The organism is Enterococcus sp. DIV0176 (genome assembly GCF_050528535.1).
Classification (GTDB): Bacteria; Bacillota; Bacilli; order Lactobacillales; family Enterococcaceae; genus Enterococcus_B; species Enterococcus_B thailandicus.
In genome coordinates, this window is sequence record NZ_CP172879.1 from 2249679 (window position 1) to 2261767 (window position 12089).

Sequence of the window (12089 nt, forward strand, 5' to 3'; positions counted from 1 at the left end):
AGACTATTTTTCAAAATAATTTTGAGCCGCCGCTTTTTTCAAACGGTTCATGTAAGCGACACCTAACCCTTCGTTAGGGAAAACTTGAACAAAAATCAAGTCCAACCCAAGCAGTGGTTCATCTAAACCACGTAGACCTGCAAACAAACCTTTTGCCGCCGCTTCAATAGAATCATCATGAAACATATATACAGCTGCCGTATCAAATCGTGTCTCTTCTGCAATTTTTGGTCCAGCAATCACGCCTGTTCTGAACCCTTTATTTTTTGCCCATTGAATAGCATCTGCCCAATCATTATCATGAACCATCAGGACTTTTGTGTCAGGTGAATAATGTTTATATTTCATTCCTGGTGCTTTCGGTGTCTCCGATTCTTTCACTAAATGCTTGTCAACAGAAACTTCTCCTACAACTTCTTCCAATTGCTCTTTGGTCACTGCACCTGGTCGTAAAATCATTGGCACTGCATCAGGATTACTTAAATCAATTACGGTTGATTCTACCCCAATTCGAGTTGCTCCATCTTCGATGATTCCAGTAATTTTCCCATGTAAATCGTGGTACACATGATCTGCCGTTGTTGGACTTGGCTTACCTGACGTGTTTGCACTTGGTCCTACTAAAGGCACACCCGCTTGGCGAATAACTTCAAGTGTTTTTTTGTTATCTGGCATTCGAAAAGCAGCTGTGGATAAGCCACCTGTTACGACACTTGGTAACTTGTTCTTTTTGATTTCAAAAATCATCGTCAACGGGCCAGGCCAGAAATTTTCAACAATTTTAGCTGTTGCAGGATGAAAGTTATCCACATATTCTTTTACTTGGTCAAACGAAGCAACATGAATGATCAATGGATTATCTTGTGGTCGTCCTTTCACTGTAAATACTTTCGCAACTGAATCGGGTAAAAGTGCATTAGCACCTAATCCGTAGACCGTTTCTGTAGGAAAAGCCACCAGTGAGCCATCGCGTAATGCTTGGGCCGCTTCTTTCAATTCTGATTCATTATATCGTTTTGTTTCCACAGTTTATCCACATCCTTTTTTTTGAAAATCCTTGATTTTTAACGATTTATCCTCAGGTTATCCCCAAATTGTTGATAAGTTATTTGTCAATAGTGGATAAGTATGTTGATAAGTTTTAAAATCGCTTTTTTAACTGTTATATCAGTGTTTTTTTATCATAAAAAAACACTAAAAAATTTTTTCATCCACAGACCTGTTAATAAACTTGGATCATTCGTTCATTTCCAGATAGATCTTTTTTTACTATGACCGTTTTATGTGGAAATGCCTGTTGAAAGATGTTTTGGACTGCCTCTCCTTGACGAAAACCAATTTCAAGAAAAATCTTTCCTTCTTCAGTCAAGACATCTGGTGCTTCCCTCGCAATTTTCCGATAAATCGCTAAGCCATCAGCTTCTGCAAATAATGCCATTTTAGGCTCAAACGTTCGAACACTTTCATCCATTAAATCCCATTCTTTGTGACTAATATATGGTGGATTAGAAATAATTATGTCAAAACGTTGATCTAAGACCGGCTCCAATGTATCACCGAGATAAAAATCGATTTCAGCTTGTTCTTTTTCAGCATTTTCTTTTGCGACATCCAGGGCAGACGCAGATAAGTCTACTGCCGAAACTTGCCATCCTGGTCTTTCAGCCTTTAAACTAATGGCAATTGCACCTGTTCCCGTTCCAATGTCAATAACGGCTTGTTCAGAACCAGCTACTTCCGCCAAACACCAGTCCACCAGTTCTTCCGTTTCTGGGCGTGGAATAAGAGTTGCCTCCGTTACTTTTAGTCGATGACCATAAAAATCTGCATAGCCCAGTAAATATTGGGGGGGATGATTTTCCAGCAATAATTTCATATCCGTTTGGATCAAGAGCTGGTCAGCTTCTGAAATCACCTCATTCATATGCAATAACCAATCTAATTTTTGCCATTGTTTTCTTTCCAGAAATAAGAATTGGATACTATAACCTTCTTTGCCTTGCGCCTCTAAAAAAGAAGAAGCCCCTAACAAGGCTTCTCGATATGTTTTCTTATCCATTTTGCATAGCTTCCAGTTTAGAAGTTTGATCATACATAATCAAGGCGTCTACGATTTCATCTAATTTTCCAGCTAAAATTTGATCTAATTTTTGGATCGTTAAACCGATTCGATGATCGGTTACTCGATTTTGTGGGAAGTTATACGTACGAATACGCTCTGAACGATCACCTGTACCAACAGCTGATTTTCTAGTTGCATCATACTCACTTTGTGCTTCTTGTTGAATTTTATCATACACACGCGCACGTAGAATTTTCATTGCTTTTTCTCGGTTCTTCAACTGTGAACGTTCGTCCTGCATTGCGACCACGATTCCTGTTGGTAAGTGAGTCAAACGAACAGCAGATGCCGTTTTATTGACGTGCTGTCCACCGGCACCAGATGCGTGATAAATATCTGTACGAATGTCTTTGTCTTCAATATCAATTTCAACTTCTTCTGCTTCTGGCATAACAACAACTGTAGCTGTTGATGTATGGATGCGCCCTTGTGATTCAGTTGATGGCACACGTTGTACGCGGTGTGCGCCACTTTCATATTTTAGTTTTGAATACACGTTTTCGCCCGTAATCATCATGATCACTTCTTTGTATCCGCCAATACCAGTAATATTCGCTTCCATCACTTCGGTTTTCCAACCTTGTGCTTCTGCATATTTTTGGTACATATTGAATAAATCACCTGCGAACAAGGCTGCTTCGTCCCCGCCAGCAGCGCCGCGAATTTCCATGATGATATTTTTATCATCATTAGGATCTTTTGGTAAAAGTAAGATTTTAATGCGGTCTTCTAAAACTTCTTTTTCTTTTTTTAGATCTGATAACTCTTCTTTTGCCATTTCAGCCATTTCATCATCAAGCTTTTCGCCTAAAAGTTCTTCCGTATCAGAAATTCCTTGGACAACTTCTTTATAACGACGATAAACTTCAACTGTTTCGCGTGTGTTTGCTTCTTCTTTTGATAATTCCATGAAGCGTTTTGTATCCGTAATTACTTCTGGGTCACTCAGTAACTCACCCAGTTCTTCATAACGGTCTTCAATTGATTGTAATTGATCGTACATGCTTATTCTCCTTCTTTGATAACTGGTGGGTGAAAATAATGATGTCTACATACTGGATAGTAAGCTTCATTTCCACCAATTTGGACTTGATCCCCTTCATAAACAGGCTGATCGTCGATATAATGTAAATTCATGATTGCTTTTTTGTGACAGAACCAACAGATTGTTTTCATTTCTTCAATCTTGTCTGCATAAAGCAATAAGTATTTTGATCCTTCAAATAACTCATTTCGAAAATCATTTTTCAAACCAAATGCCATAACTGGAATATTTAGTTCGTCAACAATTCTTGTGAACGCAATGACATGTTTTTTCTTCAAAAATTGCGCTTCATCAATCAAGACACAATAAGGTCTTTCTTCATCAATCATTTGGCTAATCAATTCAAATACATCTGTTTCTTCAAAAACTGGTATGGCTTCTCGCTTCAAACCAATTCGGCTTGAAACTACACCAATCCCATCACGTGTATCAACACCACTGGTCATTAATACGACATTTTTCCCTTGTTCTTCGTAGTTATGCGCTACTTTTAGAATCTCAATTGTTTTGCCGCTATTCATTGCGCCATATTTAAAAAAAAGTTGTGCCATTTATCCGTTCACCTTCCAGTTTGTTCCTAAGGTATTATACTTGATTTTCATCATTTTTTACAGTGACAATTTTTAACCATACTGAAATAAGTTTGAAAAGTCATTTTTATTTGTCTCAATTCCATCTCAACAAAGAAGTGATTCTCCTTGTTTTTATTTGAAACAGCTCGATAAACGTTGTTTCAGCTAACCTAAAAAATTTATGTTACAATCAATTTCTTATCAACGATGTTAAAGGAGACTTTCTATGTCTGAAAATATTTTTAATCAAATGGCCAATCATTATGACACACCTGACAGATTGGCGCTCGCAGAAATTATTCGTGCAGAAATTCGTCAAAATTTACCCAAAGAAACAAACCAAAAAGTTTTTATTGACTATGGTGGCGGTACTGGACTTGTTAGTTTACCTTTGGCAAAGTTATTCAAAGAAACTTGGATCATGGATGCTTCTAAAGCAATGTTAACTGTTGCTGACCAAAAAATAACTCACAGTCACTTAAATAATGTGCAAACTCAGTTAGCAGACTTGACGAAGGATTTACCGAGTCAAAAAGCAGATCTTTTGCTGGTATCTTTAGTACTTTTACATATCCCCGATACTAAATTGATTCTGAAAAAACTAGCAGAACTATTAAACCCTGGCGGTCAATTATTCATTGTCGACTTCAATAAAAATGAAGCAGTCAACCATCCAGAAGTCCATAATGGATTTGAGCAAGAACCTTTGGAGCAATTGTTGGCAGAAGCTGGACTAACACCCCTCAAGCTAGAAACTTTCCATAAAGGAGAAAACCTTTTTATGAGGCAACCAGCTTCTTTGTTCTTAGCTATTAGCCAGAAATAAAAAGGGGCTGGGGCAAAAGTAGCCTAATGGATAGAAAAAAAGCCTAAAACCCGTTTTTGAAAACGTTGATTTAGGCTTTTTTTATCTGTTAAGAACGACTGGATTTTTAGTTTTGTCTCAGTCTCTTTTTCGTTAGCTGTGTTTTACCATTCGTCCTTCGGGTTGCACTCTTTTCTACAATCATTATTTTTCCGTAAAATGAATAGCTATTTTTTGAAAGAACTTCGTATTGCTTGAAGCTAAACGCTTTATTTTTTCGAAGCTGAGTGCTTGAAGCCACAACCTTCTCCTCGGTGCTCAAGAAGTAACTCCTTCCAAATAAGCCTAAATTTCACAAAAATTTGAGAAGTAATTTCTGAAAATTCATTCCTATTTATTGGAGTTGAACACTTCTTTCACAACTTCTTTCTCGGTGTTCCCAAAGCAGCTTCTTCGGTAATAAGTTTTCTTTTCATAAAATATGAAAAGTTATTTTTAGAAAAGATTCCTTATTACTTGAAGCTAATCACTTTGCGCCACAACCTTAACTAATCAACGAAATTTCTGTCAACGGCCAATAACGGAAAACTACTTTTCCCTGAACCAATTTTTCATCAACTAAACCAAAAATTCGGCTATCTTTTGAAATCAAGCGATTATCGCCTAAAACCAAATAATTTCCTTCCGGCACCGTGTACTCAAAATCACTAGTGAAATTTGTCGAATTTTCTGCTTGAATTTGGAATGACTCATTATAAGAATACTCGTTTTGCAATTTGTCATCGGCAAACTTTTCTTTGTATTCATCCAAATAAGATTCATCATATTTTTTCCCATTGATTGTCAGCTGGTCATTGACCATCTTCACTGTGTCACCAGGCATCCCAATTATTCGTTTCACGATCATCCGTTCTTCGTCTTCCGGTTCTTTCGTGGTAATAATATCAAAACGTTCATATTTTGAAATTTTAGATGAAATCAATCGTTGTCCATCACTCAATGTTGGATCCATCGAATGACCATTGACAGTTACTGGTGTAAAAACAAAAACTCTAGCTAGCAAAATAGCTGCCAAAACGAGAATTAATACGCCCCAGTTTTTCAAAAAATTTTTCACACTATCCCTCCTTTTTTCTTTGCATTCGTTTTTTATTCTCTTTGTTCATTTAAAAATAAAACTGATAACATAAGATTATGCTTACCTTTTATTCTACATTTTTTACAGAATAAAGAAAAGAAAAAGTGTCATTTTTAGTGACCTCTGTGTTTTCGATTTTAGGCATAAAAAAAGAAAAACTTGCCACTTTCCAAAAGAAACAATCTGCTTTCTTTTGGAAATTCTTTACTAGCAAGTCTCACTTCTTTTATGAATGTTTTCGACGCTGGCTTCGACTGTAAACAACAGGCTCTCCTGTAGCTGCTTGCAGTTGCTCTTTTTTCGCTATCAATTTTAGACGATATGGCTCATGGTAGCGCAGACCATCTTTCACGAAATCACCACCAACAATAAAAAGCCCTACCGGATTAATTGTTTCCTGACCAGCTTTTGCATGAATTTTGCCGACCTCAACTAACTCTGAATAGTTTTTTCCAATCTTCAAGACATATTCTTGTTCACTTACTTTTTTGACGTAATAATATGGATATAACGTATTACGATCAACTAAAAAGCCATCCATTCGACCAAGATCATTAACCTTGATTTGACCCTCTGCAATCAAATAACTCATATTTTCAGCCAATTGCAGTTGATAATCTTCATTATAGTCAACAGTCACTTCTTCTGTATCTACTGATTGAAGTGTGTTTCCAGTTTGAATGCCACCTTCCGTTTGAATATTGAAAGCTTCATCTGGCAAGTACTTAACGAACACTTGTGTGACATCTGCTTTCGAGTTTTTGTCAAAAAAGTAATAGAAGATGTTTAAAACGATAAAATAAACTAAAACTAAAAAAACAATTCCATAAAGGAAAAACTGTAAATAATTCTGATTTTGCCACAAACCAAAAATGATTCGCAATAAATACATCGTTGGAATCACGCTTAAAATCGTGTATCCTCGATTCAAATATTTTGGACTAATATCCAAATAGCCTAAAAATTTGTGCACACCATTAATCAAATCTAATAAAAATGTCATTGATTCTCACCTGCTTGCTGATTACTCATTTGCGTTCCCGCTTTTTGTGTTGCAACGTCGTCCTGCGAATTCGCTGTCTCTGCTTCCGGCGTGGTATCATTTCCAGTCGCATCACTAGTTGTAGTGGCATCATCTTCCGTTGCAGAGGAATTCGTGGTTGGTGTTTGGTTATTCGTATCGTTATTCTCTGAACCAGAATCAATTACACCAAAATTATCTTTTGAACTACTTGTAGGTGTTTCATAAGTTGTTGAATCCGTTGTTTCGGCCCCTGTCTCTGTTGACTGGGTGTTTGGTAATGACGAACTGGTTGGTGTCGTTTCTTCTGTAGTTGGCGGCGTGGAGTTTGAGCTAGGAGCCCGATAACTTGAGCTATTAACTACGCCGGTTGCAGTTGCCACGATTGTGGAAATGGTTAACACTGCGATTGGTTTTAAAATCGGTGCTACTTTTCGCATCATATCTCTTCCTTTTCTAGTATCATCTGATCTTTCTATGTTACTTGATATTTATCATAATTCTTTTATTTTTTTCTTACGTTTTTATGAAGTTTTTATTGATTCGCTAGATATTCTTTCGCTTCACGATTCACTTTTTTCAAGTCAATCCCTTGTTGTTTGGCAGAAAATACACAACCACAATAACATTGACGATAGATATCATATTCCTTACACATCTGAATCGAGCGTTCATAGCCCTTATTTTTCTTGAAATCACTAGGCAAATAATGGGTGCCATATATTTTTTGGATATCCATTCCAATTTGATTGATCAATGCCGCATTTTTTTTTGGCGAGATTGTTAGGGCACTCCCAAAGTAATCATAGCCTAATTCTTGTGCTTTTTGTGCTACTAAATCTAATCGCATGTTAAAGCAAGCTGTGCAACGTGCACCACCTTCTTTTTCATTTTCTAACTGATTTTCCAACACCATTTTGTTAAAAACGCTAGGACGATACTCATCGACAATTAGTTTCACTTGATGATTCGTATTTTCGTTAAATTCATCAACAAACCGTTGTTGCTCTGCTAACCGACGTAAATATTCACTTTTAGGATGGATATTTGAATTCGAGAAAAATAAAGTGACTTCTGCATGCTCTGACATAAATTCTAATGTGTGCGTGCTGCAAGGAGCACAACAGGTGTGGATTAAAATGGTTGGCTTTTTTTGTGCCAGTTCCCATTGTTTGATCATTTTTTTTAGAACAGAATCATAATTTATTTTTTGATTCTTCATTTTTTCAACTATTTCTGTGGCATCAACTACTTCCGTCACGCCAGCTCACCTCTTTTTAAAATATTGCTTCATTATATGCTATTTTTTCATAAACAAAAAGACGAATCTCACACTTATTTTAGCGATTTTTTTGAGCTTTTGCATTTGCACCTGTTATACTGTTAGCAACAACCCAAAGAAGGAGGCTTACTTTTTTTGAAGATTGAGCTTTTTTTGCGTAAGACGCAACGACACACGCAACGCTTTATCACGAATCACTTTACTTCGATTCAAATTATTGTGTCTTATTATATTTTGATGACTATCCTTTCATTAGGATTGTTTTATTTACCTGTTTTCCGAGAAAAAGGTAGCCACGTTCCATTTATCGATATGCTATTTATGGCAATCAGCACGGTTAGCGTAACCGGTCTTTCTACTTTTGATATCAATTCGGTATTCAATGATTCGGGCATTATTTTATTGGAAGTTCTATTTCAAATCGGCGGGTTAGGAATCATGATGATTTCGACTGCTTTCATTATTTTATCCAAAAGGCGCATTACGTTGCGTCAACGGCAATTGATCATGACCGATATGAACCAGCCACGACTTTCGGGAATTGTGCGCTTGATTCGGACAACTTTTTCCATTTTGATTTGGTTTCAAGTAATCTTTGGTACATTATTTTCAATTTATTTCTACTATCAAGGGTACTTTGAGCGCTGGCGTGATGCTATCTTTTACGGTTTTTATCAAGCAATCTCAGCTGTAACCAACTCTGGCTTTGACGTGACTGGTGACTCCATCAAGCCTTTTGCTCATGACTATCCATTTCTGATTGCTATCATGTTTTTGATTTTCATTGGTGGGATTGGTTTTCCGGTTCTAATGGAAGTTCGCGAATGGTTTTTGTATCGAAAACGAAAAGAACGCTTGCCTTTTCGCTTCTCTTTATTTACCAAATTAGCAGTTCTGGCATTTATCATTTTATTTATTAGTGGCACACTGTTGATTTATTTACTGGAAAAAGATCACCTCTTTCATTCTTCCAGTCAAGGTGTCCAGTGGATTAATTCCATGTTTTATTCAATGACTACCCGGAATGCGGGGCTTCAGATCCATGATTTAGGTAATTTTCAAATCACCACATTAATTGTCTTTTCATTGCTCATGTTTATCGGGTGTAGTCCAAGCTCTGTCGGTGGTGGAATTCGAACGACGACTGTTGCAATCATTGGGCTTTATCTGTACTCTTTCTTAAAAAGTGAAGATAATATCAATATTTTTGGGCGAAGAATCGATGATGATGATGTTCGTAAATCAGTCGTTGTGTTTATGTTATCCCTAGGTATGTGTTTCTTTTGTATCCTATTTCTATCTGCAACAGAAGAACAATCTCTAATAGCTATTATTGTAGAGGTCACATCTGCTTTTGGGACAACTGGTCTTTCATTAGGTATCACCCCAGATCTTTCTGTCATTGGAAAAATCACGATTGCTGGGCTGATGTTTATCGGACGAATCGGTATGCTTTACACCTTGATGTTGTTCGTGCCAAAAGAGACACGAGATTTGGGTTATGAATATCCTTCAGAAAAAATTATTATTGGGTAATATAAAAAAATCCTAGCTACGTAATCAAACTGATTAGATAGCTGGGATTTTTTAGTAATGCTTCTATTTCGTGAGCTGTTTCCTCTCTAGGAGTAACCCTATCATCAAGATAGCTGGAATAAAAATACCCATTGCATATCTCGGACTTGCTTCCCAAATCAACAAGAACGCAAAGTAACCTGAGATATAAATTGTACATAATAATATAAAATCATTTTCTTTTTTAAAAAATTTGATTCCAGCCAAGATAATTCCTAGATAAACAATGTATTGGATCGTCATCATTACAGAATACAAAATTAATCCTGTAGATTTGCTTTTGAATAGATGCATCTTAGACTCATCTCTGCCCGTTCCTAAAAAAACTTCAAAAGAAGACTTTAGATCTCCAGAGCTCCAACTAACAGATACCTTATTATTTAGCACCTGTAAGATTTGGAGCATAGACAAATTACTTAGACGTTCCTTGACAACTTGAAGATTTTTTTCTTCTACTTCTTTCTTAGGAAGTTTTTCTTTTAGAAACATTGACCAAGTAAATTCCTGATCAGATGAAGAATATGCGCCTACCATCCAACGATAATGCTGATCTTCAGGTAAATCATCCGGGATTGGTGTACTATTCAGACCCATCATTAAATAATGTGTATTCGGCTGACCATAGTTAGTATCAGGAAACAACTCTTGACTGTTGATTACTTGTTTCCAACCAAAATTTCCTAAAAATAGGAAAATGAATGGGAATAGGCACAATAATTTCCATTGTTTTTGGTTCACGATTCCTAAAAACAGAGCGATAGCAATAACCAAAATCAAAACAGTTCCTTTACTGATAAAACCAATGGTACAGGCTACTAAAGCCAGTGATAGGAATAGCAATTTTATGCCCATTTTTTCTTGTGGTACAGCCAAATAGTTTGTCATGAAATAAAAAGTAAGTGCTGTAAAAAATAATGAAAGGATATCTGTATAAGCAACAGGTACATGAAAGGCAATTTGAATAGCAAAAATCATTACCTGTACAGCAATCAGCGATGAAAGATTACTTATTTTTAAATTCTTCAATGATAAAAACAATAATAAAATAGTAAATAAATGCATTATCGTGAATACTACTATAATAGCCTGATAACTTGTTCCAAATAATTGTTGTATTCCCCAGAATAGATACATTAATAGTAAGTTCTGTGGATTTGAATACATATAATTGTATCCCCATTCTTTTCCTGCTTGAAGATCCTGTAAGTTCCTCAGCGTTATCCTCGTGTCGTCTACCGGATTAGAAAAACCAATATACTTAACAAATAATAAAACTGCTATAAAGTAAATTAGTAGTTCAAAAAGTAAAACGACGTACGTAACTTTATTATTCAGCTCCTGCCCTTTTAACTTTTTCAGTAGGAAAAAAACGCCTAAATAAAGTACTAAAGAAAAAATCAGACAGATAACATTCACAATAATAGTTATTTTATAGGAATACGTATCACGGAATAAAGAAAAAATTGCGCCGATTCGTGGAGAAATAATACTCGTAGTAATTGCCCAAATCATAGATAAACTAGTAAGTAAAATAAAAAATTGCTGAACATATCGCTTTCTTATTCCCATTTATTCATCCCTTTCTTCACGTTCTGATTGCAAATTGGTTTCTTTACAAATATAAATTGGACGTTTTTTCGTTTCCAAAAATATCCGACCAATGTATTTCCCAATAATGCCAAGACACAACAACTGGATTCCACCAATAAACAAGGTAATAGATACAATAGAAGGCCAACCAGATGTGGGGTCACCGAACAAAAGAGCACGGAAAACAATAAAAACAAGTGCAAGAATCGATCCCGCACAAGAGAGTGCACCTATAACAGAAGCAATTGTAAGTGGCATATCAGAAAAGTTAATGATGCCATCAATTGAGTAATTAAATAATTTCCAAAAAGACCACGAAGTTTCTCCAGCTACACGTTCACGATTTTCATAAGAAATATATTCTGTTTTAAAACCAACCCAGCTGAATAAACCTTTAGAAAAACGATTGTATTCTGTTAATTCTAAAACAGCATTGACCATTTGACGCGTCATCAAACGAAAATCGCGGGCGCCATCCACCATTTCAGTATCACTGATTCGGTTAATCAATTGATAGAATTTTTTGGCAAAAAAGCTACGGATCACGGGTTCACCTTCCCGAGTAGATCGTCTTGTTCCGATGCAATCAACATCAGAGGTCAAGATACGCTCAATCATTTTTGGTAACAATTCAGGCGGGTCTTGCAAATCAACATCCATGACGGTGACTAAATCACCTGTTGCAGCTTGCAAGCCAGCATATAATGCAGCTTCTTTTCCAAAATTTCTGGAAAATGAGACGAACCGCACGGAATCATAGGCATTAGCTAATTCTTTGATGACAGGTAAGGTCTGATCTTTGGACCCGTCATCAATAAATAAGTATTCAAAAGTATAAGTTCCACGATATTTTTCAACTTCTTGGAAAAAGAGTGGAATTGCTGCTTCTTCATTAAAACAGGGTACAACGATACTAATCTTCATTTTTACCGACCTTTC

12 protein-coding genes are annotated in these 12089 nt (G+C 36.2%); 2 read left to right on the forward strand and 10 right to left on the reverse strand.

Annotation, left to right across the window (positions count from 1 at the left end):
• Window positions 1–3: 3 nt before the first annotated feature.
• From IGJ66_RS10395 to IGJ66_RS10410, 4 genes are all read right to left on the reverse strand, one after another.
• Window positions 4–1026: an L-threonylcarbamoyladenylate synthase gene (locus tag IGJ66_RS10395; protein WP_067482809.1), complete on the reverse strand. Its 1023-nt coding sequence runs from the start codon at window positions 1024–1026 to the stop codon at window positions 4–6.
• Window positions 1027–1222: 196 nt separating this feature from the next.
• Window positions 1223–2059: a peptide chain release factor N(5)-glutamine methyltransferase gene (prmC, locus tag IGJ66_RS10400; RefSeq protein WP_368027070.1), complete on the reverse strand. Its 837-nt coding sequence runs from the start codon at window positions 2057–2059 to the stop codon at window positions 1223–1225.
• Window positions 2052–3125, reverse strand: coding sequence for a peptide chain release factor 1 (gene prfA / locus IGJ66_RS10405; protein ID WP_067482813.1), 1074 nt, complete (start codon window positions 3123–3125; stop codon window positions 2052–2054). The genes prmC and prfA overlap by 8 nt, the downstream gene beginning before the upstream one ends.
• Window positions 3126–3127: 2 nt before the next feature.
• The gene (locus IGJ66_RS10410; protein WP_067482815.1) at window positions 3128–3718 is read right to left on the reverse strand and encodes a thymidine kinase; all 591 of its coding nucleotides are present in this window, start codon (window positions 3716–3718) and stop codon (window positions 3128–3130) included.
• A gap of 247 nt (window positions 3719–3965) precedes the next feature.
• Between IGJ66_RS10410 and IGJ66_RS10415 the strand changes: the two genes are divergently transcribed.
• Complete coding sequence (locus IGJ66_RS10415) at window positions 3966–4565, forward strand: class I SAM-dependent methyltransferase (RefSeq protein WP_430616585.1); 600 nt, start codon at window positions 3966–3968, stop codon at window positions 4563–4565.
• Between the two features lie 523 nt (window positions 4566–5088).
• Here IGJ66_RS10415 and lepB read toward each other — a convergent pair.
• The 4 genes from lepB to IGJ66_RS10435 form a co-directional block, all read right to left on the reverse strand.
• Entirely contained in the window at window positions 5089–5661 is a 573-nt protein-coding gene (gene lepB / locus IGJ66_RS10420) for a signal peptidase I (RefSeq protein ID WP_067482821.1), read from the reverse strand.
• Window positions 5662–5908: 247 nt separating this feature from the next.
• Window positions 5909–6685: a DUF6681 family protein gene (locus IGJ66_RS10425; RefSeq protein ID WP_071869103.1), complete on the reverse strand. Its 777-nt coding sequence runs from the start codon at window positions 6683–6685 to the stop codon at window positions 5909–5911.
• Window positions 6682–7143 (reverse strand): hypothetical protein, encoded by a 462-nt coding sequence (locus IGJ66_RS10430; RefSeq protein WP_067482825.1) that lies wholly within the window; start codon window positions 7141–7143, stop codon window positions 6682–6684. Before IGJ66_RS10430 ends, IGJ66_RS10425 begins: the two co-directional genes overlap by 4 nt.
• Before the next feature lie 95 nt (window positions 7144–7238).
• On the reverse strand, window positions 7239–7925 hold the full coding sequence (locus IGJ66_RS10435; RefSeq protein WP_067483114.1) for an epoxyqueuosine reductase QueH: 687 nt from the start codon (window positions 7923–7925) through the stop codon (window positions 7239–7241).
• 195 nt (window positions 7926–8120) lie between these two features.
• Here IGJ66_RS10435 and IGJ66_RS10440 point away from each other — a divergent pair, with 195 nt between their 5' ends.
• Window positions 8121–9521 (forward strand): TrkH family potassium uptake protein, encoded by a 1401-nt coding sequence (locus tag IGJ66_RS10440; RefSeq protein WP_430616586.1) that lies wholly within the window; start codon window positions 8121–8123, stop codon window positions 9519–9521.
• Window positions 9522–9584: 63 nt separating this feature from the next.
• Here the strand turns inward: IGJ66_RS10440 and IGJ66_RS10445 are convergent, their stop codons facing one another.
• Window positions 9585–11129 (reverse strand): glycosyltransferase family 39 protein, encoded by a 1545-nt coding sequence (locus IGJ66_RS10445; RefSeq protein ID WP_349702660.1) that lies wholly within the window; start codon window positions 11127–11129, stop codon window positions 9585–9587.
• Window positions 11130–12074, reverse strand: a complete 945-nt coding sequence (locus IGJ66_RS10450) for a glycosyltransferase family 2 protein (RefSeq protein ID WP_349702659.1) — start codon at window positions 12072–12074, stop codon at window positions 11130–11132.
• Window positions 12075–12089: the final 15 nt, after the last annotated feature.

What these genes read in the sequence shown, in the direction of transcription:
- prmC (WP_368027070.1), bottom strand. Translation starts at nt 2,059, where the DNA reads ATGGATAAGAAAACATATCGAGAAGCCTTGTTAGGGGCTTCTTCTTTT.
- prfA (WP_067482813.1), bottom strand. Translation starts at nt 3,125, where the DNA reads ATGTACGATCAATTACAATCAATTGAAGACCGTTATGAAGAACTGGGT.
- IGJ66_RS10410 (WP_067482815.1), bottom strand. Translation starts at nt 3,718, where the DNA reads ATGGCACAACTTTTTTTTAAATATGGCGCAATGAATAGCGGCAAAACA.
- IGJ66_RS10415 (WP_430616585.1), top strand. Translation starts at nt 3,966, where the DNA reads ATGTCTGAAAATATTTTTAATCAAATGGCCAATCATTATGACACACCT.
- IGJ66_RS10425 (WP_071869103.1), bottom strand. Translation starts at nt 6,685, where the DNA reads ATGACATTTTTATTAGATTTGATTAATGGTGTGCACAAATTTTTAGGC.
- IGJ66_RS10430 (WP_067482825.1), bottom strand. Translation starts at nt 7,143, where the DNA reads ATGCGAAAAGTAGCACCGATTTTAAAACCAATCGCAGTGTTAACCATT.
- IGJ66_RS10435 (WP_067483114.1), bottom strand. Translation starts at nt 7,925, where the DNA reads ATGAAGAATCAAAAAATAAATTATGATTCTGTTCTAAAAAAAATGATC.
- IGJ66_RS10445 (WP_349702660.1), bottom strand. Translation starts at nt 11,129, where the DNA reads ATGGGAATAAGAAAGCGATATGTTCAGCAATTTTTTATTTTACTTACT.
- IGJ66_RS10450 (WP_349702659.1), bottom strand. Translation starts at nt 12,074, where the DNA reads ATGAAGATTAGTATCGTTGTACCCTGTTTTAATGAAGAAGCAGCAATT.